Raw genomic sequence first — 22,814 nt, forward strand, 5'->3', positions numbered from 1 at the left:
AGGCCGGTGCAATCCTTGTGCAGGATTGCACCGGCCAGGGGAGCAGGCCAAGGGGTCAGGCAGGTGTGGCGCCCGCCTCCTGTTCGCTTGGCAGGGTGAGGCGCGCCGAGTCGGGCAGGGCATCATCCTGCGGCCAATTTGAGCGGATGGCATCTGTGGTGCTCTCCACCACCGCATCATCCTTGAACACCGGCTCGCGATAGCAGCGTGTCAGGCGCAGCGCCTGATACATGTCGGGGCAGAGGATGATCCCCTCATCGCCCACCCGCACGCCTGCCTGCTTTAGCCAGTGGGTCATCTGGCCGTGGCGACCCGCCATCACCATATGGATGCCACGCCGTTTCAGCTCCTTGTGCAGCTCTCCCACCATGCTCATCACGCTGATGTCCTGATGGGTGAAGCAGGCGACCGCATCGATCACCAGACACTTTGGGGCTCGGGGATCCTGCACCAGCAGGGCCAGCACCCGCCGCTTGAAATAGGGGGCATTGAAGTAGGTGAGCGGCGAGTTGAAGCGATAGACCAGAATACCCGGGATCGCCTTGGCCTGTTCGTTATCTCCCAGGGTGCGCACTACCCCCTCGTCATCCATGCCAAGCAGCTGGTCGGTGGGGCGCATCACATTGCGCAGGAACTGGAACAAGCCGAGCAAAACCGCGAGGGTGATCCCCGGGATCACCCCCATGGTGAGCACGCTGATAAAGGTGACCAGCGCCAGCCAGAAGGCGGAGCGATCGGAGTGGCGCAGGGCCCAAAGACCGCGAAAATCGGTGAGTGACAGGGAGGCCATCACCAGCACCACCCCGAGGGCGGCGGTGGGAATATATTTGAGCGGCGCCGTCAGATAGAAGGTGATGAGGGCGATCACCGCCGCGGCGATGATAGAGACCAGCTGGCTCTTGCCGCCGTTGGCGTCGTTGACCGCGGTGCGTGAATCCGCGCCGCTGATGGCAAAACCCTGGGAGACGGCGGAGGCGAGGTTCGCCATACCGAGGGCCCGAAACTCTTTGTCCGCGTCGATTTCGTAACCGTTTTTGGCTGCAAAGCTGCGAGCGGTCAGCATCATGGAGACGAAGCTCACCATGGCCAGGTTAAGCGCAGGCAGTACCAGCTCCCGCATCAGACCGGGAGGAAATTCCGGCATCTGGAACGCGGGCAGGCCGGAGCCCACCGTCCCCAGGGTGGCGATATCAAATTGGCCGAGATTAAAACCCCACACCAGCGCAGCGGTCACCACCATGGCCACCATGGAGGAGGGCCATGCCGGTTTGTAGCGCTTGGCCAGCAGCAGGGTGAGCAGGGCTACCAGACTCATGGCCAGGGTCGGCAGATGGGTCTGGGTGATATAGGTGGCCCCGCTGGCGATCCGCTCGATGAGGTAACGTTCGCTGAAGGTGAAGCCGAAGATCTTGGAGAGCTGGCCCACCATGATGGTGATAGCCACACCATTGAGCAGCCCCATCAGGATGGGGCGGGAGAGAAAGTCCGCCAGCACCCCCAGCTTGAAGCGGCTGGCAATCAGGCACCAGAAGCCGGTCATGGCGGTCATGGTCATCACCAGTTGCCAGTGACGGGTGGGGTCGCCTGCGGCCAGCGGCGTTACCACGGCGGCGATGACCGCACAGGTGGCGGCATCAGGGCCGACGATCAGCTGGCGGGAGGTGCCGAATAGGGCATAGACCAGCATGGGCAGGATGCAGGAGTAGAGGCCGACGATGGCACCCACCCCGGCAAGCTCGGCATAGGCGATGGCGACGGGCAGCGCCACTGCCGCCACCGAGAGTCCGGCGCGAAGATCTGGCATCAACCAGGCGCGCTGGTAATGCAGCAGGGCGGCGAGGCCCGGTAGCCAGCGTTCGAGAGAGAAGAAGTCGCGCATTATTTAACCCATTGAGTTACAACCAGCTTTTCCCCTAGTGTGCCCAAGGTTATCGAAAGATTGCAATCAGGTTATGGCCAGTTTACCTGAAGGTCAGGCCAGATAGCCTGCCAGCGTTTCTCCTTGATGCGCTGGGTAAAAATCTGTTTGTCCTGACGACATTTGGGGTTGGCACTCACTTGCAGCGACCAGTTGATGGCAAAGCCGTAGGGGGCAAGCCACTCGAACTCGCCATCTCGGGCGAGACGCACGCCGATACAGGTGGGCACCTCGACCCAGTGGCTCAGCGCCTCAAGGCTGCTGGCAAATGGCGCTACCAGTTGGCGAGTGTGCATGCGGGCCTGATTGCGCACTTCCCACTGCTGATCCGGCAGCCGCTTTGCCAGCCAGGCTTCATGCGCCGTCTCGGCTAGCCCTTGCGGGTCGCTACTATCGAGGTAGATAAGGTCGATATCGTTGAGCGGGGTAGGGGTTGCCTTGTGATGCAGGTGATCCCAGATGAGATTGCGGATAAAACCGGCCCCCAGCGCCCAGTCGGGCAGATTGAGCTCGGCGGCGGCTTGCAGGCAGGCCATCCGCTGCGGATCAGCCCGCAGCAGGGCTTCTGTTTTGGCTTGGAATTGCTGTTCGAGGACGGTGTTCAGAGGTTCAGTTGTTGGCATTGCGGCGTAACCAGACATCAATGTAGCGGCAGCTCGGCACTATAGTGAGCCCTTCCGCCTGAGTCCAGCTGAAGAAGGCGCGCGCCAGCTGATCGGCAATCCCCTGCACCCGCAGCTCGGGCGGTACGAAGGTGCTGTAGGCGTCGATGGTCTTGGCATCGAGCCGCCGGTAGCGCAGTCTCGACTCTTTCCCCTCCACCATACAGATGAACTGCTGCTGGTTGGCCTGATGGATGATGTCGCTCATGGTGGGCACCTCTGGCATAAAGTTGGGTCTCTCGGCACAACATAACTGTTAGCCAAGGTATAGAACAGATAGTGGATGATGTATCGATTGTTATCAGGATTATTGAGCCAGCTCTTGCTCTCTGGCTTTTATCTTGGCACGAATCGATGTGGCAATAATCAGCAAGTTCGGAAGAGGTAAAAATGGACACGGTAATGTTGAAAGTTACCCGGAAGGTGTTGGCTCAAAGTCAGAACAGCCCAGATCAGCGGCAGATTGCGATTTCTGATGCATCCAACCCTGAACTCAAGGCTCAGTTTGAAATGGCAGGTAAAAATAGAAAAATTCGGCTGTTGTTGGCCAGGAGAATCTCATTGTGGATGGGGGATACGGGGGCTATTTGGTATAGCCACAACCGAGCGAGCAAAAAGAACCAAGATGATTTTGATCAACTCTTTTTATTGTTGGCGCACCATCCTGATGCGCCATTCCAGTTTATTTGTGAGGTTGTAGCCGATTAGCCACTAGGCCCAGGCTCGCTCCAACAGAGTGAGTAACTGCTCACGGTCGGCGTCCTTGCGATTGAACAGCAGGGCACCGTCGTTGACCGCCAGATCGCGGATCTCGGTCAGTAGCGAGCGATCGCTTACCCCTGCCTCGCTCATGGTGCGCGGCAGCTTGACCGCTTGCCACAAGGTGTCGCGCAGGGTGCGAATGGCTGTGATGGTCGCCTCCGCCCGCTGATGGGCCGGGGTGGCGGCAAAGCGCTCTGCCCCCACCAGCGGCAACAGCAGCCGGGCCAGCTCGCTATCCACCTCGGGGCGGTTGTAGTCGAGCACGGTCGGCAAAAAGAGGTTCATGCACAGCCCGTGGGGCAGATGGCAGCGGGCTCCCAGACTGTGGCCGAGGGCGTGCACCAGCCCCACCATAGAGTTGGAAAAAGCCATGCCAGCCAGCGTGGAGCCTTCCGCCAGCTGCAGCCGCAGCAGTTTGTTTTGCGGGTCGTGGATGATTTGCGGCAGGGCGCTGGCGATCTTCTCCACTGCCATCAGGGCCAGCGCATCGCTCACCGGGTTCTTGGCGGTACCGATAAAGGCCTCGATGGCGTGGGTCATGGCGTCCATGGCGGTGGCGGCGGTGATATTGAGGGGCAGCCCCTGGGTCAGGCGCGGGTCTAACACCGCCAGCTGGGGCAGCAGGAAGGGTGAGGTGAAGGGCACCTTGCGCCCGCTCGTCTCATCCTTGATCACTGCAACCAATGTCACTTCTGATCCTGTGCCCGCTGTGGTTGGTACCACCGCCAGCGGCTTGAGGGGACGGGTGAGACAGCCGGCGCCCGAGTAGTCGAGCAGGTGTTCACCCCCCATGGAAGTGAGAATATTGACCGCCTTGGCGGTGTCGATGACCGAGCCGCCCCCCAGCGCCACCAGACTGTCGCAGTCGAGCTCGCGGTAGCGTTTGGCGATCCGCTCCACTACGGCAGTGGAAGAGTCGGCCGGGATCTCGTCCCAGATGGCGGCGACCGGCAGCTCCCCCTCGGCCAGCACATTGGCCAGCAGGGTGGCAAGGCCGGTGGCATTGACCCCCTTGTCGGTCAGCAGCAGCGGGCGACGGGCCCCGAGGCTGGCCAGCTCGCTGGCCAGCTGCTCCAGCGCCTGTTCACCGGCCAGCAGTTTGACCGGGCAGAAGAAATCGTAATAGCGGCTCATTTCAAGGCTCCTTGCGCGTTAGCCGGTCACCAGACCCAGATAGATGTTGCAGGCCCGGCCGATCTTGTTGGTCGGGGCGGGATAGTGGCGCAGCAGCGGCCGCGCGATAAAGGCGGGCAGGATCAGGGACTGCAACTGCTCAAGCCCCCGCACCAGATGCATGGCAACGGTCAGGTCTCCCTCCACCAGCAGCCGGTTTTCGCCAAATGCCTGATTGACCCCGAGCCGAAAACTCAGGGCGCGAAAGGCGATATTGGGATGCTTGAAGCGCACCCGCAGCGGATGGATGGTGGCATGAGGGGCGACTGGCGCGCCGGGATACCAGCGCCCACCCTGCTTGTGCATGTTCATGGCGTAGCGGATGCCGCCTACTTCGAGGCGGATTGCCAACCCGTCCGGCAACGGCGCCAATTCGCGGCGTACCGCCTCATCGGTGCGGGCAGCGCGGCAGAGGGTACGACCCACCACCCAGAGCAGTGTGGTGATCCAGAGGCGGCGGCCAAGGGCTGCCGCAGGTTCAAACATCCGTGTTTGCATGAGGATTGGTTCCTGAGATGGCGGACCAGAAGAGGGCGAACGCACTGGCTTGCCAGTAGTCGTCCTCTCCCAGCTCCGGTTGATCGACAAACAGTGATGCGCAGGCGAGGAACTGGCCCTGACACACCTCCAGCAACAGTGGCGCGGGGGCCTGCATCAGCTCGCCGCTGGCCTGCCCCTTTGCCAGCAGAGCAGGCAGAAAGCGCAGGGCATCGTTCAGGATCTGGCTGCGGGCCGGTCTGGCCAGCAGCGGAGAGTGAAAGAAGCCCAGCACGAATTTGAGCTCATTGGGATGCGCGAGCATCCACCCCATCGCCAGCTGCCAGTAGTGGCGGGTCTGGTCGTACAGCGACAGGGTGGGATCCGCTTCATGGATGGCGCCCCCCATCCGGGTCTTTACATCCTGATAGAGGGCGAGGATCAGCGCCTCCTTGCTCGGAAAGTGGTGGAACAGGGTGCCGTTGGCCACCCCGGCCGCCTTGGCGATACGGGCGGTGGCAGCCCCCTGCAGGCCATCTTCGGCGCAGAGGGCGAGGGCGGCATCCAGGATCTGGCGGCGCTTGTCGGTCATGGTTTGTGGCTGCGGGATAGCCTGGTGCATGGTCATCTCCATCAGCGCAGGAAGAAGGCCATCATCAGCTTCTGGATCCAGCTGTGGTAGGGGGGATGGATCAGGGAGCCGGTAGTGAACTTGCCGCGGGTCAGCACGGTTTTCGCCTTGGAGAAGGTAAGAAACCCCTCGTGGCCGTGGTAGTGGCCCATGCCGGAGGCGCCGATGCCGCCAAACGGCACATCGTCGGCCGCGACCTGAAACAGGCTCTCGTTGATCGCCATGCCGCCGGAGTGGGTCTCCCGGGTCACTTGCGCCTGCAGCTCGGGGTCAAAGCTCATCAGATAGAGGGCCAGCGGGCGGGGCCGCTCGGCCACGTAGGCGAGTGCCTCCTCCAGGGTGTCGTAGGGGATGAGCGGCAGTAGCGGCCCGAAGATCTCCTGCTGCATCACCTGACACTGACCCGGCACCCCGGTCAGCAGGTGGGGCACCAGCAGGCGACGCTGATCGTCGCGGGCCGGGCTGCCACAGGGGTGGAGCTGGGCACCCGCCTGCTCGGCTTCATCGAGCCAGCTGACGAGACGTTGATACTGGCGGTCGTTGATGATGGCGCCGTAGTCGGCGCTATTGAGCCCCTGCGGGTAGAGCTTGCTGAAGTGGCGGCGATAGGCGGCGATAAAGTTATCCACCTCGCTACGGGGCAGCAGCACATAGTCGGGGGCGACGCAGATCTGCCCGGCGTTGAGGCTCTTGCCGAAGATCATCCGCTCGACCGCGGTGGCGACCGGCATGTCGGGGGCGATGAGACAGGGGCTCTTGCCACCCAGCTCAAGGGTGAGGGGGGTGAGCTGGGGCGCGGCGGCGGCCATCACCAGCTTGCCCACCATGGTGGAGCCGGTAAAGAGCAGGTGATCGAACGGCAGTGAGCTGAACGCCGCCGCCATCTGGGCATCCCCCTCGATGATGGCGATCTCGTTTTCGTCAAATACGCTGGTGAGCATGGTGCGCAGCACGGCATTGGTATGGGGAGTGAACTCGGAGAGTTTCAGCATCGCCCGGTTGCCCGCCGCGATGGCGGTGATGAGGGGGCCAAGGCTCAGCATCACCGGAAAGTTCCACGGCACGATAATGCCGACCACCCCGAGCGGCTGGAAGTGCACCTCTACTTTGGCGGGCGCCAGCAGCAGGCCGGGGTGGCGGCGGTGAGGCTGCATCCAGCGCTTGAGCCGCTTCTGGGTGTAGTTGATCTGCATGATGCAGGGCAGCACATCGGCGATCAGGCTGTCGTAGTGGCTGCGCTGGCCATAATCTGCTGCCAGTGCCTTGCACAGCTGCCCCTTGTGGGCGAGCAACGCCTGCTTGAGTTTGGTCAGTTGCGCCCGGCGCTCGGCCAGGGTAGGCATGGGATGAGCCAGACTCGCCCGCTTGAGCCGTGCCAGCTGATCCGGCAGGGACAATTTGATGGCGAGGATATCCTCAGGAGTGTGTTGAAGCTGCGCCGCACCCATGTTGTTCTCCGCATGAAAAATGACCGACTGATTAGTCGGTCTAAATCTAGCTGTTTGTTACCGGAATGTAAAGCTGGCAAGCTGTCTGCCGTTCACCATGAGCCGGACGCAAGAGAGAACTGTGTGTCTCCCCACACTTTTGTGGTTTGCTCGTTGGTGACTTATCTAATAAGGGGTAGTTTTTGGCTATTAACCTACACGGAGAGAGCACTATGACCAGGGAACTGAACAGCTTGTTGGCCCGGCTTGAAGATGTGGTTGAGCGGATGCCGGATTGCTTCAACACCTACGAATTCGCCCAGAAGCTGGCACTGCAATATCAGCCGGAATTCTTTGCCGCGGGCCACTCTCTGGCCGAGCACGAGGGCAAGGTACTGCGGGTGCTGCACCAGAAGATCGCCGAAGCGCTGGCAGGCAGCGAGATGGTGATTGAAGGGGCGCTGCTCCCCTGTGTGACCCCCTGGGGAGAGAAATCCACCTCACCGCGCTGGCATCGCAAGCACTGAGGGGCGTAGTCAGGCAGATCGGTGCCAGACAGCAGATAACGAACAACGATAAAGAGCGCGGCGCTGGCAACAGGGCCGCGCCGTTTTTTGTGCAGATTGTCGCCAGCAGCGCCCCCGCTGCCGGGAGCAAAGGCCCGGTCTGTGATCCCATGCCGGGATACGAGACCGTCAGCCGGGTAGACTCTCCCTTTTGTCGCAGGGTTTGTCACCGTAGGAATTTCTCATGACCCATAAAATCATTCTGGATACCGATCCGGGTATCGACGATGCCATGGCCATCCTGTTTGCCGAGGCCCACTCCGCCATCGACCTGCTTGCCATCACCACTGTTTTTGGTAACGCCACCATCGACAATGGCACCCGCAACGCCCTCTGGCTCAAGCAGAAGTACGGCATGAAAGCAGATGTGGCCAAAGGCGCTGCCGCCCCGCTGCTGCGCGAGCCGGTCGGCCCTACCACCATAGTCCACGGCCCGAGCGGCTTTGGCGACATGGAGGCGGGGGAGGTGACTATCGCTCCGGATCCCCGCCCCGCCTGGCAGTACATAGTCGAGGCGGTGAAAGCCGCGCCGGGGGAGATCACCCTCGTCACTATCGGTCCGCTCACCAATCTGGCGCTGGCGCTACAACAGGCGCCCGAGATTGTCTCGCTGGTGAAACAGGTGGTAGTAATGGGCGGCGCCTTTGGCGTCAACGGCCATCGCGGCAACGTCACCCCCTATGCCGAGGCCAATATTCACGATGATCCCGATGCCGCCGACCGGGTCTTTACCGCCGACTGGCCTGTGGTGATCATCGGGCTGGATGTGACCCAGCAGAGCTTCTTCAGCAGCGTCTATCTGGATGAGCTCAGGGACAAGGCGGGGGAGCCGGGCCGCTTCCTGTGGGATGTCAGCCGCTTCTACCTGCGCTTCTACTCCGAGAAGCTGGGGCTATCCGGTTGTCATGTCCACGACCCGTCCGCCATCGCCTATGTGATTGATCCGACCCTCTTTACCCTGCGGGAAGGGCCGGTGCGGGTTATCACCAGCGGCCCGGCCATCGGCCACACCCTGCAAAAGTTCGATGGCAAACGCCACTCCCACGATGATTGGGCAGCCTATCGTCCGCAGCAGGTCGGGGTAGCGGTGCGCGATGAAGCCTTGCTGGCGCTCTATCGCGAGACGCTGGTGGGCTGGGGCAAGGATTGCTGAGTAAAGAGGCGCTATTGCGTTGACGCGGGGGCTGTGATCGGCGCCAAACAATCCGAGCGCACGGCCGCTTATACTGCCTTATATCAAGAGCTTGGGAGGGATGAAGATGGCCTGGATTTCCTTGATAGTGGCGATAGCCCTGATCTGGTGGTTGATGAAGCTGGGGCGTGGTGCCCTGTTCGAAATCCGCCTTGCACCCGGCAAGGTGGTGGTCAAGCAGGGCAAGGTGTCACCCGCCTTTATTGACCATGCCAAACAGATCCTGCGCCACGATACGGTGCGCGGTCGTATTGTGGGGCAGCGTGATGGCGATGGCGTGAAGCTGATCTTCTCCCGCTCCATCCCCGAACCGGTGGCCCAGCGGTTTCGCAATATCTTCCCCTATGGCGATTACCGCCAGCCAACGGCGCCACTGCCGGGGCCCAAATCCCGCAAGGGATAAGCACCGGAACCTGGTTCATCAATAGCAAACGGGCCTCCAGTGGAGGCCCGTTTTTTATGGCACTTGGCCAAGAGAGGGCTGACTGCCCTTACTCCTTGCCGTGCAGCTCGCGCTGGGCCTTGACCGCCGCCGCCTTGACGGCGGAGCCTTCATTGCCCCAGGAGGCGCGCAGGGTGTTGACCAGCTCGGCGAGCCGCTCGTCATCCATGGTCCAGCCATAGCCCGGCATGTGGTAACCCAGATGGCCGTGGGTGACCGGTGTTTCGGCACCGTGCAGCAGCACGTTGATCAGGCTCGACGGATCGTTCGCCAGCACGGTGCGGTTGTTGACCAGCGAGGGGATGACGTGGTCATTGCCCTGGCCGTTGACCCCGTGACAGGTGGAGCAGTACATGGCGTAGTCCGCCTTGCCGCTGGCACTGGCGTAGGCGCGGGCACCTTTCTCCGCCACCGGCTCATCTTTCAGATCGGTGAGATAGGTGGCGATGCTGGCCAGATCGGCGTCGCTGAAATACTGGCTGCTGTGAGTGATCACTTCCCCCATGGGACCCGCGACCGCTTCATGCTGGCTGCGGCCGGTTTTCAGCAGGTCGATCAGCGCCTGCTTGCGGTAACGGCTGCCGCGAATGTCGGGGGCATACCAGCCATCCAGCGCCGCACCGCTCAGGTAGACAGGATCCGCCTCGGTCAGCGCTTTCTCCTGCATGCCGAGCCCGCGCGGAGTGTGGCAGCTGCCGCAGTGACCGGCGCCTTGCACCAGATAGGCGCCGCGGTTCCACTCTTCGCTCTTGCCCGCCACCGGGGTGAAGCGGCTGTCATCGTGGTAGATCCAGTTCCAGCCCATCAGCGGCCAGCGCATGTTGAGGGGCCAGGGGATGTCGCTCTCCTTGTTGGCGATGGCCAGCGGCTGCATCTCCTTCATCAGGTAGTGATAGAGATCTTCGAGATCCTTATCGCTCATCTTGGCGTAGGCGGTGTAGGGCATGGCCGGATAGAGGCGATGACCATCGCGGGCCACCCCTTCACGCATCACCTTGATGAACTCCAGCAGGCTGTAGTTGCCGATACCGTGGGTCTTGTCCGGGGTGATGTTGGTGGCAAATACGGTACCGATGGGGGTCGGGAACCCTTTGCCGCCCGCCAGCGGCTTGCTGGTTTCGCTGGTGTGGCAGGCGGCGCAATCGCCGAGCTTGGCCACGTATTCCCCCGCCGACATGGCGGGGGCTGCGTTGGCGGCAAGGGCGGGCAGAGCCAGCATCAGGGCGCTGGCGGTCAGTGACAGGGCGCGGCTCATTGGGCACCTCCCTTGCTCATGGCAACCAGCTCGTTGACGGCGCGCCACGCTTCGTCGATGGCGGCGTGGGCGTAGGGGCTCCAGCCTGCATCCGAGTTGGCGATGGTGATGTTGCCGATCGGCTGGCGACCCAGTTCAATCCATTTTTCGCACTGCGCTTCGTCATCAAACAGGGTGTTGGTGACATAGGAGTAGCCGTGGGACCAGCGGTTGACCGTGATGGCAAGGATATCCTGCTCATGGTTGAAACCGGCGCTGCCGAGCATCCCCTGCAACTGCTCGCGGATCATCTGCTCATGCTGCTCGAACGGCATGCCGAGGATCATGGCGCGCCCCTTGCGGGACTGTTCGCGGGCCGACAGACCGCTGCCCGGCAGGGTCGGCACATAGACCATGTGCAGGCACATCGGCTGATCCGGGCTCTTGGGATGCTCGTAGCCACCCATGCTGACCGGATAGTCGAGCTTGACCCGGCTGTAGGGTGCGGCGGGGGAGTAGACCTCGTGCACCCCCAGCTTGACGAAGGCTTGCCAGTTCTTGATCACCACCTTGGTGTAGACCAGCGGTGCCTTGGCATTCTGGCGCAGCGCCTCCTTCTGGGGCTCCGGCATCTCGGGCACCATGTAGGGGATCATCATGTTGTAGCCAGCCATGATCGACTGCTTGGCCCGCACCCGGTGCAGTTTCCCCTCCTTGATGTAGGTGACATCCACCGCCAGCTTGCCGTCGGCGAGGCGCACGTTTTTGGCCTGCAACGCCGTGCTGCCAAGGCGCAGTTGCACCTTGTGCTCCGGCAGGTCGAGCTTGCTGTAGTCAAACTTGGCCAGCACCACATCCTGCATGGTGTGACCCGGCGCCACCTGCGGAATGAGCTTGCGCACCATCAGGCGGGTGAGACCGGCGTTGCCATCGGGGAAGTGGAAGATGTAGGGATCGTCCAGCTCCGCCTGCTCCTCGGCATCCAGCGGCGTCAGATTGAGGCCGTCGAAACCCGGCAAGGCGCACAGACGCGCATCGGCGCAGGCGGTGGCGTCGATGCCGACCGCCTGGAAGTCGTTGGTGCGCTGCTGGAAGTAAGTGATCGCGCGCTCGCTCAGGCCCACTTTATCGCGCAGGAAGGTGATGTAGCTGTTGCGGGTCACCCACTCGTCCTGCTGCTCGCGGGTCATGCCGCTCAGGTAGTCGATCTTCGATTCGTGCAGGGCCAACAGGGCGGCCTTGTCGGCATCATCGAGGGGGAAGTCACCGATAAATTCTGCCAGCGGCCGGCCGTTCAGGCGATCGCGGGGGATATCGTCCGCCACGTTGTGGCCCGGATCCCCGTTCACTATCTTGTTGACGCCAAAGTGCTTCTCGTCGAAATAGACGCCACGGCTCAGCCCCAGATCCGGATAGAAGGTCTGCTGGAAACCGGCGGCCAGCTCGTCGATGTTGACCTCCAGCGCCTTGAGCAGACCCAGCGCCACCGGGCTGTAGACCGAACGCGGTGATTGCAGGGACTCACTGCCGCCGTAACCCAGACGCAGGCCATCGGGGGTGGTGAACTCGTTGCGCTTGGCGTGGCCGCCAAAGTCGTCGTGGTTGTCGAGTAGCAGGATCTTCTTATCCGCGCCGAGCAGTTGCTGATAGAAGCAGGCGGCGGCCAGACCGCTGATCCCGGCGCCGACGATCACCAGATCGACCTCTCCCTCTAGGGGAATATTGGCAAAATCATACTGCTTGCCGTCACGGGCGATGCTGTGGGCCGGTTCGAAAGAGCCCGGGTGGTTGCCGCGCAGGCCAGTGAGGGCGGGCGGGTAGGCCAGGGTTTTATCTGCCAGCGTGCTGCCGCCTTCGGCAGCCTTGAGCAGATTGATGGGGGCGACGCCTGCCGCAATGGTGATGGCAACGCCGTTGAGAAAATCTCTGCGTGTAATACTCATGGCTATCCCTGTGTTAGGAGAAGTAATGAATAAGTGGATTCATTATGGGAGGGAGACACAGATCCTGTTCAGGATTGGGCGCCGAATCTACCGCTATCCTCACGCTGAGTCCATACGATTGCTAATGGATTATTAAGCACCATTTTCCTGCTTGTGACGAGAGTGATGCACTGATGGGGGTGATTTGCCCTGTTGAAGGGCAAATTATCTTCCGGCTCGGTCGGTCAATGATTGCCGCAGCTGATTAGTTTGGGAGGCGTTCGGGCATCATTGTCGACTCGGGGGGATGATCGCGCTAAGCTCTTAACTACTTGTTTTATCGACTCTCTTTTTATTCATAGGCATAAAGGCCACTCAGGAGGCGCAATGAACTGGTACATCTCGGTCCTCAAGCAATATGCGGTATTCAGCGGGCGGGCCCGTCGCACCGAATACTGGATGTTTGTGCTGTGCAACGTCATCGTTATGCTGCTGCTCGGCATGGTGGACAAGCTGATTGGCGGCGACAATGAGCTGATCAGCTCCATCTATTCGCTTGCTGTGCTGCTGCCATCGCTGGCGGTGGCGGCCCGTCGCCTGCACGACACCGACCGCAGCGCTTGGTGGCTGCTGCTCGGGCTTATCCCAATTATCGGCACCCTGGTGCTTATCTATTTTATGGTTTGCAACGGCCAGCAGGGGCCAAACCGCTTCGGTGATGATCCCAAAGCTGCCCCCTCGCAGGGCTTTATCGTCAGCTAACGGGCGCGGCTTGGCCAATCATCGGTCAATAAAAAGAGAGGGAGGCATCACGCCTCCCTCTCTTTTTCGTTTTGATGGCCGATCAACGCTCGATCAGCGGGGCGGAGCGGTAGCTCCACATGCCGTAGGTGCGCAGGGCGTCGCGATAGATGCCGAGCAGCTCGCTCTCGCTCGGGGTGGCCAGCTCCTCGAGGGGCTTGTCGGGGTAGCTGACGCTCGCCACCTTGATGTTGGCCGGGCCAATCTGGTCGCAGGCGATTTCCAGCACCGTCTGGCCGCGGCGTACATGGCTGGCGGAGCTTACCAGCACCGCATAGTCAATCTGGTGGCGGGCGAGGGCATAGGCGCTATAGAGGGCGTTATCCACCGTGCTGGTGGCGTAGTTCTCTTCAATCAGGCGGCTGCGGTCGATGCCGTGGTTGGCCAGCCAGTCGGCCATCAGCTTGCCCTCGGTCTGGCGATTCTGCGGCACGCCGCCGGTCAGGATGATCAGCGCTTCCGGGTCGGCTTTGGCCAGCTCAAGGGTGGTTTGCAGGCGGCCCAGCAGGATCTTGTCCATGCTGCCGTCGGGATTGAGGGCGTAGCCCAGGGTGACGATGGCGCGCTTGCCCTCCTGGGTGGCCTTGACCTGATCCCCGGTCAGTTCGGTCTGCAGCGGGGCGGCGGTGATCCGCTGTACCCGGGCGATGATCTCCTCCAGATCGGCGGCGCGGCCACTGTTGCGATCCGCCACTTTCGCCAGATAGCTGCGGGAGGCCTCCTTGTTACCCTTCACCAGCTGCCAGATGGCGAGATAGCTGTTGATGTCGAGATCATCCGGGGCGACGGCCTGCGCCAGCTCCAGCAAGGTGATGGCGCGGCTCAGGTTGCCGTTGTAGATCTGGGCGTTGGCCGCCGAGATGAGCAGGTCGGTGCGGTAGGGTTCAAGCTGGTAGGCTGCCAGCAGCCGCTCGGTCACCAGCTCCATATTGCTCGGCATCTTGGCGGTAAAACCGGCGTGGGAGATCTTGGCAGGCGACTTGTAGATCTGCAGCGCTTCGCCGAGCAGCATGTCCACCGCCTGGCGTTTGCTGACCAGGGTATTGAGGTCGTGCTCCATCTGCATCGAGCTCTCGGCCGCTTGCAGGGCGAGGGGCGAGAGCGCCAGAAGGCCGCCGAGGGTGAGGGCAAGAAGGGTCTGTTTCATCAAAAGGTCCTCTGTCGGGCTGAATCGCGCCGTAGTGCGCCGGCGTGTGGGCCGATGGGATAAGGCAAATATGCGTCAATTCAGTCTGTTAGTGCCAAAGAGAGGGCAATATAGCAGCTAACGGCGTGGCAAACTGTGAGTCGGGGCGGGTCGTCGGGTGATGCCACACCTGTGGCCGCAAAAATGGCCGCAACGGGTCAGCAGCCATCTGAAAAGGGCAGGGGGAGCGTGACTCCCCCCTGCTGGGAGGGGCGCTGGCCCCTCCCTCTATCGCGATGCAAGACTGATGGCGTCTGAATCTATCTGCTGACGAGTATTCGCGGTCAGTTCCACATCGGGGAGATGCGGGCTTCCAGCGTCTCTTGCTGCTCTTCGGGCATATCGCTGAAGAAGTTGAGTTGGGTCTGTTCCTCCACCTCACGTACCGAGACCCGGTAGTCGGCGATCTGGCTGATGGGCACCTCTTCCTGCGGCATGATAAAGGCGATGGCCTGCAGTCTGGCCGGGTCCATCACGATCTTGTAGTAGGCGCTCGGGATCGCCACACCCTGACCGATGGACTCTTCAGAGCCGGTAAAGATGGGGCCGGTGATCACCTGCACATCCTTGCGGGAGACCGCCCACTTGTTCACCTTGTCCTCCAGCACGCGCCACGCCTTCTGGTTGAGCCCCCCGATCTGCGGTGTCATGTTGCTCAGCAGGAAGCTCTCTTTCATGGTGTTCTTGTTCGATTTCATGTCCCCCGCCGGGGCCTGATGGCCACGGTCGTAGCCCGAGCCCTTGTAGTCGGAGAGGGTGGCGCGGTAGGCAACCGGGATCTCCCTGTCCTCGGCGAAGGCATCCTTGCGCGGCACTGTGCCCTGTGCGCTCTGGGCGGTCATCCGGTAGGAGACCCAGTCCGCCACCTTGTAGTCGTAGTTGTAGCCGACGGCATACCCTTCACGGCAGAGCTTCTGATCCGATTCGGAGGGCAGGCCGAAGCGCACGTGCTCACCGCACTCCCAATGGGCGGCCAGCAAGGGGGTGGCAGTGAGGGTGAGGGTAACAGCCAGAACCAATTTATTGATTTTTATCATTTTTGTGATGCTCCAGTTTAGTAGGCGGAGCCATTTGACATGAGATCTGACCAGCGCTTCAATTGCTGTTTTTTTACACGTCACCGTTCTGTGACGGCTCGCCAAGATCCGTGATGTGACTGGTTAATATGTTTTAAATCAGTGGCTTGGTCGGTGGGATGATATGCGGTTGCTCGGCAGGCAACGAAAAGGGGCCCGTGATGGGCCCCTTGTACTGGTTGGTCTGACTGCTATCAGGCTGCGTTTGCCTTGTTGCCCAGCGTGCGGGCCAGCAGTGCTTCCGGATTGTGGATCGCCTCCTTGGTCTTCACATCGATGACTTCGATATCGGTGAAGCGTTCACGGTATTTGATGGCCACGTCGTGGGCGAAGATAACGCAGCGGGCGTTGGCGACATCCTTGGCGGTAATGCGGTTGATGATGCCGTTGGCGCCCTGGGTCTCGACCTTGATCTTGATCCCCTGCTTGGCGGCAGCCTTCTGCAGGCTCTTGGCGGCGAGGAAGGTGTGGGCCACGCCAGACGGGCAGGCAGTGATGGCCAGTACGTCCGCTTCTCCTTCCGCTTCAATGACTTCGAAGCTGGTTTGGGTGGCGGTCACGTCATCTTCTTCGCTCACCGGCTTCTTCAGCAGGTTGACGATGATGGCGGTGGTCAGGGCGCCGAGGATGGTACCCAGGATGTAGCCCATCTTGCCTTCAACAACCGGCAGGACAATCCAGCCACCCCAGGGGGCGTGGTTGATACTGTGCATCATAAAGCCGGTGATGTTGCCGACGATGCCGCCTGCGACGATGGCCGGGATAACACGCATGGGGTCAGCAGCGGCGAACGGGATAGCACCTTCACTGATACCGATCATGCCCATGATGGCGGCTGCTTTACCGGATTCACGCTCCTCTTTCTTGTAACGCTTCGGAGACATGAAGGTCGCCAGTGCCATACCCAGCGGCGGTACACAGATGGCGATACCGACGCCGCCCATCAGCCAGGGCTGGGTGTTGACCTGAGTCTGGGCAAACAGGGTAGCAACCTTGTTGACCGGGCCGCCCATATCGAAGGCGGTCATACCACCCAGAATGGCACCCAGCATCACTTTACCTGAGCCCGCCATGCTGGAGAGCCAGTGGTTCATCCCTTCCATCATGGCGGCGATCGGGGCACCGATCCCCCACATCACGATGCCACACACCAGGAAGGTACCGATCAGCGGATAGATGAAGATGGAACCAAGGGAGGTCATTGAGTCAGGCAGCTTGATCCGTTTGAGCTGATTGACCACGAAACCTGCGATAAAGCCCACCAGAATGGCGCCGAGAAAACCGGTTTGATAGTGCTGAACGGCAATCCAGGAGCCGATCATGCCCGGGGCCAGGCCCGGCTTGTCAGCCAGCGAGTAGGCGATGTAGCCACCCAGTACAGCGGTAAACAGGGTCAGACCGGCGATACCCATAGTCGCCATGTCTTTGAGGAAGCCCGCTTCCGGCACGGCACCCTTGCCGCTCATCATCACCGACAGGGAGAGCAGCACGCCGCCCGCCACGATGAAGGGGATCATGTGGGAAGTACCAAACAGCAGGTGCTGCTTCATGGTGTTGAGGCGATCCTTGAAGGTGCGCTCTTCGGGGGCCGCCGGGGCAGTGGCTGCCGGTTTGGCGGCTGGCGCCGGTTTTTCCGCTTTCGGGCCTTGCTCGAGCAGGGTCAGGGCTTGTTCGACAGTGGTGGCCGCCTTCATCTGCTCGATAAAACCCGGTTCCAGCAGACGGGTAGAGAGCTCCGCCAGCACTTCGATGTGGTGGTTGGCGCCGCCATCCGGTGAGGCGATCATGAAGATCAGCTGGGTCGGCTTGCCATCTTCGGCGCCGTACTCGATACCTTGGCGGCTGACACCGATGGCAATGGCCGGGCGGCTGACAGCCTTGCTCTTGGCGTGGGGCAGGGCGACACCCTGCTCGAAGCCGGTGCAGTCCAGCTGCTCGCGGGCCCAGATATCCTTGACGAATTGCTGTTGATCAGACACGGCGCCATCGCGCGCCAGCATCTGTGCCATCTCGTCGAACAGGGCCTCCTTGCTGGTGGCCTTCAACTCCAGGCAGATGAGTCTGCCGTTGGTCATGGTGGGTAACATATTACTCTCCTGGCTCCGTTGCCGAGCCGCATGATGGGGGGAACAATTGACCTGGATATTGTTCTCCCGTTGGCGCGGTGCCGAAATCGGACAAATGTGCCGTTTACTGGATTTTTGTGCTGTGCAAGTCGCCATGTGACCCAGCTCGCATATCATCATGAAAGCCAATTCATACCGATATTTTTATTTTTTTAAATAAAAACAATGTATTGTGAGTGCGTCTTGCTACTTGCATGAGTGCAACGAAAAGGTTTCGCCTTCGGAGGTATGGAGATTTGTGTGCTGCTTTGAGGGCGGAAAATGTGAAGGTGCTGGCAAAACGCGTTGAGAGAACAATCAGAAAGAGGGGGGGCTGCTCTTGATGTGAGTTAATCCATCTACTGGTCACTTGTTATGTTCATCATCGGTGTCCTTGGGTTTTGCATGAGCCCTTATTTAACAAAGCCCGCCACTTTTATGGATGGCGGGCTGTTTAGTGCTTCAGCCTTATTGAGCTGATTAATGAGGGGAGGAGAATCGGGCGTTATGTCCGAAACTTGCGTACAACCTCCTGCAGTTGTGTTGCCAACAGGTTGAGGTCGTTGCAAGCCTGAGCCATTTGTTTGGCGCCGGTCGCCACTTCTTCCGAGGCATTGCTGATGTTGACTACATTGCGATTGAGCTCCTCGCTTACCGCCCCCTGCTCTTCAGTTGCGGTGGCAATCTGAATATTCATGTGAGAGATACTGTTAACCGAGCTGCTTATTTCGGCAATAGAGGCTCCCGCTTCACGAGCTGTGTGGACCGTCTCGGACATCATATCCTGACTCTGTTGCATGGTGATGCCAGCTTCGTTAGCACGCTGCTGCAGTTCGGAGATGATGTGGTTGATCTGGGAAGTGGAGTCTTGAGTTCGTTTGGCCAGAGTGCGGACTTCATCTGCAACCACGGCGAAACCACGACCTTGTTCACCGGCTCGGGCTGCCTCGATTGCCGCATTCAGTGCCAGCAGGTTAGTCTGCTCGGCAATCCCCTGAATGACTTCAAGCACCATGCCGATATTTCGGCTGTCATCACCCAGCTGGCGGATCACCAAAGCTGTCTCTTCGATGGCGGTAGCCACCTTTTCAATCCTGCCGATTGAGTCATTGACGGTCTCGCTGCCCTGTGCGGCTGTGTCGCTGGCCGACGTTGCTGCGCTGGCGGCGTCGTTGGTGTTGCGGGCCACCTCCTGTACCGTGGCTTGCATCTCGTTCATGGCTGTGGCCAGCTGATTGAGCTCATGTTGCTGGGCGCCCATGTTGTTGGCCGATTGCTGTGCCACCGCGCTAATCTCTTCGGCGGCCGCGCCCAGCTGCACTACCGAGCCGGAGACCTCGTTGACCAGCATGCGCAGATTGGATTGCATCTCGTTGAACCCCTGAGCCAGCTTACCCAGTTCGTCATGGGAGAATTGCTTCATGTCGAGTTGGCTGGTGAGGTTGCCTGCCGCCACCTGGCGGGTCTGCTCCAGCAGGGTCATCACTGGATTGCGGATCTGCCGGATCAGCAGCCAGGCCACAATAACGACGAACAGCAAGGTTAGCGCACCGACTGTAGTGCTCAGCAGTTTTGCCCGTTCATAGGAAGCCTCACTCTGCTTGGTCAGCAGGTTGGCGACCCGATCGTTCTCCTTGCGCAGCTCCAGACCATCCTGTCCTGCCTGCTCGAGGGCTGCACGAGATTCGTTTTTGATCAGCGACTGCACCTTGGCAATATCTCCCTGCCGTATGGCTGTTTCCAAGTCACCATGGGCTGAAAAATATTTGGCTGCTGCAGTTTTCAGCTCTGCAAACATGTTGCGATCTCGCTCCGACACAAAAGGCATCGATCCATACCGTTGCTCGGCGGCCATGTACTGACTCTTTGCCGCTTCGAAAGACTGAGTGCTGCTGTTGAGGGAGTCGGGATCCTTGCCCAGTGCATCTATCACCATGTTCAGTTCGGCACGGCGAGCGTCCAGCAAGGACACATGCATCTGGCTGGATGCCCGGATGGAGGGAACGATATTGTCGCTGACCTCACTGGCGTCACGGTAAATATTGGAGAGTTGTAAAGTAGCAAACCAGGCAAAACCCAGCATCAACAAAGCGAGAGTGGTAAACGCCATGGTCAGCTTTTGCCCAATTGTCGTTTTTGTCAGCATATATCCTCTTTTATCTATTTTTGTCAGGGGATCTTTGTGTGAAATTTATAGCGGCGAATAGATGTGATACCTTAAAAATAAATCAAATAAAAGAGATCTTAATCACAGAGGGTATTTAAGGTCTATTTCTTTACTGCAATGAGGTTTGGCTGGCATATCAAAAAATAAATATCAAATCTCTCATTATCCCGTCTTTAAATTGATTGGATTGTCAGTTAATGCGGCCTAGCTTTTTTACGGATTATGTCAATTTAAAGTAGGGTTAAAAATAAATATGCTTATATATCAGTGTGTTAATGTTGATTTTTTATGCTGTTATTCTCAGCAAAGATCGAATGATCTGCTTGGTATTAAATTATAGAACGACTAAAAAATAGGGCCACATCTCGAAAATCCAAAAGAGTTTCCTTTCGTTTGCATTATTAATGGCTCTGTATGACTACGTGTGCTAAATGTTTACAGACCAAATGATGATGGCTGGGGAAAGGTTTAATGGCGATGCATCTATGTGCTGTTTTAGTTTTCATCAGGGGGTTAAAATAGTAGAGGATAGAGTTGTTATTTTTATTTCCTCCATTTTAGCCGGATACTCAGAGTGTCGCCGTTGCTTGTGCAGGCTGCAGTCAGGGATGGACTTCAGAGCGAGATGCCTGAAGGACGGTAGGCATAAGAGAGCAGTAGAGATACAGACGGACTTGACTGGTAGGCCATATTGCTCTGTTGGGAGGGGGAGGCATATTCCCCCTCCAACAAGAGTCGGCTCTTATGCTGATTAGCAGCGGTTGCCGGCGCGGGCGACCCGTCCTTCGGCCAGCAGTTGATAAGTGCCAGTCGCTGCAGGAATAAAGGCAGATTGCCCCTTTTCCAGACGCAGTGACTGTTCGCCTTGCTTGAGGGTCACAGTGTCATCGATGGCAAACAGGATCTCGGCGCTGGCAGTGGTGAGCTGATGCTCGCCAGCCGGGTAGACGCTGAAAGTGAAGTCAGGTACCGGCACGTCGAAGTGCTGTACCGCACCATCACAGCGGGGGGCCAGCAGGATCTGGTCGTCCGGCTTGGGCAAGCAGCGGGTGCAATCCAAGAGCTCTGCCACATCGATGTATTTGGGGGTGAGGCCGGCGCGCAGTACGTTGTCGGAGTTGGCCATGATCTCGAGACCCGTGCCGCGCACATAGGCGTGCGGGGTACAGGCATCGAGGAACATCGCCTGACCTGGCTCAAGCGTCACCACGTTGAGCAGCAGCGGCGAGAAGAGGCCCACATCTCCCGGGTACTGGGCCGCCAGACTGGTGATCAGCGCAAAGGTCTCCTCATCCTGATGGGCGGCGGCATAGGCCAGCAGCCCCGCCAGCGCCTCCTCCTTGCGCGCCCCTTCCAGTACCAGCAGCTGGTGGAAGAAGTGCTGCAGGCCCGCTTCATTCTGGCTGGCGGCAAGAGCTGCGGTCAGCTCGGCGATGACCGTCAGATGGACCCGCTCGAACAGCGCCAGAATGGCCGGGATGGCGCGAAAGCCGTTCATCGCCTGATAGGGGGTGAGGGCAAACACCAGCTCGGGCTTGTGGTTCGGATCCTTGTAGTTGCGATTGCTCGCCTTGATATCGATGCCTGCGGCCTCCTCTTTGGCAAAGCCCGCTTCGGCCTGAGCCTTGCTCGGGTGCACCTGAATGGAGAGAGCCTTCTCGGCACACAACACCTTGAACAGGAACGGCAGGCTGCCAAAACGGGCGAAGGTGGCCTCACCCAGCGCGGCGGCCGGAGCCCTGTCGATCACCGAAGAGAGCTTTTGCACACTGCCCGCCAGCGTCACCTCGGAGCAGCCGTTGGGATGGGCGCCCATCCACAGCTCGGCCTGGGGTTTGCCTTGCGGGTTGGGAATGCCAAACAGGGTGGTGAGGGAGTCATGACTGCCCCAGTCATAGCCTTGAATCGGGTTTTGCATCAACAGAAAGGAGGGCAGATCGCTACTGCTCATAAGGGACGCCTCGTCTAGTTTGAAGAAAATCGGGTGCAGAAAAGGGTGGCATTACTGCTGTGGACCGGACTATAACATGGGCGGTCGTGCGCGCCGCAACCGCTTGCCTCTCTCTTGATCAGGATCACCATGTCTCTCATCTTCAGCCAACTGCTCGACGGAGCCCTGAGCGAACAGGTTCCATTTGACCAAATCTGGTTTGCCAGTGAACAGGGGGTGCCACCCAGTTTCAGCTATCAGGTCAACTTTCCCCGCCTCGAGCTGGTCTTTAGCGGCGAGTATCTCAACCAAATTTGGGACAGGGAGGAGGGGGTCAGAGAGATCAGTGTATTGCCGGGACAGGTGCTCTATATCCCTCCCAACGGCTGGAACAAGCCGCTCTGGACCACCGACTGCTCGGTGCTGAGCCTGCTGTTTGGCAAACGCCAGCTGGGGTTCAGTCTGGTGAGCAAGCGCCGTGAAGATCCGGACTTTTTCGATGTGCAAAAGCACAGCATCATGGCGCGGGCGGGCCATGTGATCGAACACATTTTGGCGGCGCTGAACGTACTGACCGAGGATCCCGGTCGCTCTCCCACCGATGATCACCTGCTGCAGGCTCTGCTGACGAGTGCCCGTCAGCTGTTGCTGGAGTCCGCCACGGATCGGCCACGGGGGGCAGAGCTCTTTCACGGGATCTGCATCTATATCCAGGAGAACTTTCACCGTCCCATCACCCGTGACTCCATTGCCCACCGCTTCAACGTCTCGGCCAGCCATCTCTCCCACCTGTTCCGCGAGCAGGGTCATATGCGCCTTGCCGATTACATCAGCTGGGTGCGGATCGATCGGGCCAAATTCATGCTGAAAAAGTACCGCTTTCGTCTTGAGGAGGTTGCCAGTCGCTGCGGTTACAGTGACGTGAACTACTTCTGCCGGGTGTTCAAACAGAAGACCGGCTTGACCCCTTCCCAGTACCGTTCCCTGAGTCAGCCGCAGGCTGCGGCCAGCGAGCTGGAGGGATAACTGGGCGGGGTCGGAGAGGCGTGGTGACGGCGCACTGGCGGGTGGCTACCTCTTTGGTCTGACATGCTTTCTTGTCGTTTTATTATGAAAATGAATGGGCTAAGATGGCCGCGCGCA

General features: G+C 59.8%; 20 protein-coding genes. 6 read left to right on the forward strand and 14 right to left on the reverse strand.

Features of this window, described 5'->3' with window-relative positions; all coding sequences use genetic code 11:
* Positions 1-55: 55 nt before the first annotated feature.
* From OKC42_RS01280 to OKC42_RS01290, 3 genes are all read right to left on the reverse strand, one after another.
* A complete protein-coding gene (locus OKC42_RS01280) occupies positions 56-1,879 on the reverse strand; it encodes a SulP family inorganic anion transporter (protein ID WP_021230679.1) in 1,824 nt (607 codons plus the stop codon).
* A gap of 71 nt (positions 1,880-1,950) precedes the next feature.
* Positions 1,951-2,541, reverse strand: coding sequence for a nucleotidyltransferase family protein (locus OKC42_RS01285; RefSeq protein WP_270818980.1), 591 nt, complete (start codon positions 2,539-2,541; stop codon positions 1,951-1,953).
* Complete coding sequence (locus OKC42_RS01290; protein WP_270818981.1) at positions 2,528-2,788, reverse strand: GNAT family N-acetyltransferase; 261 nt, start codon at positions 2,786-2,788, stop codon at positions 2,528-2,530. Before OKC42_RS01290 ends, OKC42_RS01285 begins: the two co-directional genes overlap by 14 nt.
* A 194-nt stretch (positions 2,789-2,982) precedes the next feature.
* Between OKC42_RS01290 and OKC42_RS01295 the strand changes: the two genes are divergently transcribed.
* Positions 2,983-3,288: a hypothetical protein gene (locus OKC42_RS01295; RefSeq protein ID WP_150389372.1), complete on the forward strand. Its 306-nt coding sequence runs from the start codon at positions 2,983-2,985 to the stop codon at positions 3,286-3,288.
* A 3-nt stretch (positions 3,289-3,291) separates the two neighbouring features.
* On the opposite strand, the gene OKC42_RS01300 is transcribed toward OKC42_RS01295, so the two are convergent.
* Genes OKC42_RS01300 through OKC42_RS01315 form a run of 4 tightly spaced genes read right to left on the reverse strand, consistent with a single transcriptional unit; the run spans position 3,292 to position 7,071 of the window.
* A complete protein-coding gene (locus OKC42_RS01300; protein ID WP_199415892.1) occupies positions 3,292-4,476 on the reverse strand; it encodes an iron-containing alcohol dehydrogenase in 1,185 nt (394 codons plus the stop codon).
* An 18-nt stretch (positions 4,477-4,494) separates the two neighbouring features.
* Positions 4,495-5,013: a hypothetical protein gene (locus OKC42_RS01305; RefSeq protein WP_005337743.1), complete on the reverse strand. Its 519-nt coding sequence runs from the start codon at positions 5,011-5,013 to the stop codon at positions 4,495-4,497.
* Positions 4,994-5,614 carry a TetR/AcrR family transcriptional regulator gene (locus OKC42_RS01310; protein WP_270818982.1) on the reverse strand — a complete coding sequence of 207 codons (621 nt, stop codon included), beginning with the start codon at positions 5,612-5,614 and terminating at the stop codon, positions 4,994-4,996. The genes OKC42_RS01305 and OKC42_RS01310 overlap by 20 nt, the downstream gene beginning before the upstream one ends.
* 11 nt (positions 5,615-5,625) lie before the next feature.
* On the reverse strand, positions 5,626-7,071 hold the full coding sequence (locus tag OKC42_RS01315; RefSeq protein WP_270818983.1) for a coniferyl aldehyde dehydrogenase: 1,446 nt from the start codon (positions 7,069-7,071) through the stop codon (positions 5,626-5,628).
* Between the two features lie 212 nt (positions 7,072-7,283).
* Between OKC42_RS01315 and OKC42_RS01320 the strand changes: the two genes are divergently transcribed.
* The 3 genes from OKC42_RS01320 (at position 7,284) to OKC42_RS01330 (ending at position 9,211) form a co-directional block, all read left to right on the forward strand.
* Positions 7,284-7,577: a hypothetical protein gene (locus OKC42_RS01320; RefSeq protein WP_005337735.1), complete on the forward strand. Its 294-nt coding sequence runs from the start codon at positions 7,284-7,286 to the stop codon at positions 7,575-7,577.
* Positions 7,578-7,800: 223 nt separating this feature from the next.
* Positions 7,801-8,769, forward strand: coding sequence for a nucleoside hydrolase (locus OKC42_RS01325; RefSeq protein WP_270818984.1), 969 nt, complete (start codon positions 7,801-7,803; stop codon positions 8,767-8,769).
* Between the two features lie 106 nt (positions 8,770-8,875).
* Positions 8,876-9,211 (forward strand): DUF3634 family protein, encoded by a 336-nt coding sequence (locus OKC42_RS01330; RefSeq protein ID WP_005347215.1) that lies wholly within the window; start codon positions 8,876-8,878, stop codon positions 9,209-9,211.
* A gap of 88 nt (positions 9,212-9,299) precedes the next feature.
* On the opposite strand, the gene OKC42_RS01335 is transcribed toward OKC42_RS01330, so the two are convergent.
* Complete coding sequence (locus OKC42_RS01335; RefSeq protein WP_270818985.1) at positions 9,300-10,505, reverse strand: cytochrome c; 1,206 nt, start codon at positions 10,503-10,505, stop codon at positions 9,300-9,302.
* Positions 10,502-12,427 (reverse strand): NAD(P)-binding protein, encoded by a 1,926-nt coding sequence (locus OKC42_RS01340; RefSeq protein ID WP_270818986.1) that lies wholly within the window; start codon positions 12,425-12,427, stop codon positions 10,502-10,504. The genes OKC42_RS01335 and OKC42_RS01340 overlap by 4 nt, the downstream gene beginning before the upstream one ends.
* Before the next feature lie 366 nt (positions 12,428-12,793).
* On the opposite strand from OKC42_RS01340, the gene OKC42_RS01345 reads away from it, so the two are divergent.
* Positions 12,794-13,168 (forward strand): DUF805 domain-containing protein, encoded by a 375-nt coding sequence (locus OKC42_RS01345; RefSeq protein WP_005337730.1) that lies wholly within the window; start codon positions 12,794-12,796, stop codon positions 13,166-13,168.
* 82 nt (positions 13,169-13,250) lie between these two features.
* Here OKC42_RS01345 and OKC42_RS01350 read toward each other — a convergent pair whose 3' ends face one another.
* From OKC42_RS01350 to manA, 5 genes are all read right to left on the reverse strand, one after another.
* Positions 13,251-14,354, reverse strand: coding sequence for a YdcF family protein (locus OKC42_RS01350; RefSeq protein WP_270818987.1), 1,104 nt, complete (start codon positions 14,352-14,354; stop codon positions 13,251-13,253).
* A 323-nt stretch (positions 14,355-14,677) separates the two neighbouring features.
* A complete protein-coding gene (locus tag OKC42_RS01355) occupies positions 14,678-15,430 on the reverse strand; it encodes a DNA/RNA non-specific endonuclease (protein WP_270818988.1) in 753 nt (250 codons plus the stop codon).
* 233 nt (positions 15,431-15,663) lie between these two features.
* Positions 15,664-17,556: a PTS fructose transporter subunit EIIC gene (locus OKC42_RS01360; RefSeq protein ID WP_270818989.1), complete on the reverse strand. Its 1,893-nt coding sequence runs from the start codon at positions 17,554-17,556 to the stop codon at positions 15,664-15,666.
* A gap of 523 nt (positions 17,557-18,079) precedes the next feature.
* Positions 18,080-19,720: a methyl-accepting chemotaxis protein gene (locus OKC42_RS01365; protein WP_270818990.1), complete on the reverse strand. Its 1,641-nt coding sequence runs from the start codon at positions 19,718-19,720 to the stop codon at positions 18,080-18,082.
* A 772-nt stretch (positions 19,721-20,492) separates the two neighbouring features.
* Positions 20,493-21,692 carry a mannose-6-phosphate isomerase, class I gene (gene manA / locus OKC42_RS01370; RefSeq protein ID WP_270818991.1) on the reverse strand — a complete coding sequence of 400 codons (1,200 nt, stop codon included), beginning with the start codon at positions 21,690-21,692 and terminating at the stop codon, positions 20,493-20,495.
* Positions 21,693-21,821: 129 nt separating this feature from the next.
* Here manA and OKC42_RS01375 point away from each other — a divergent pair, with 129 nt between their 5' ends.
* The gene (locus tag OKC42_RS01375; protein ID WP_270818992.1) at positions 21,822-22,697 is read left to right on the forward strand and encodes a helix-turn-helix transcriptional regulator; all 876 of its coding nucleotides are present in this window, start codon (positions 21,822-21,824) and stop codon (positions 22,695-22,697) included.
* Positions 22,698-22,814 lie beyond the last annotated feature (117 nt).

The organism is Aeromonas sp. Y311-2 (genome assembly GCF_027706025.1).
In the GTDB taxonomy this organism is placed as follows: Bacteria; Pseudomonadota; Gammaproteobacteria; order Enterobacterales; family Aeromonadaceae; genus Aeromonas; species Aeromonas veronii.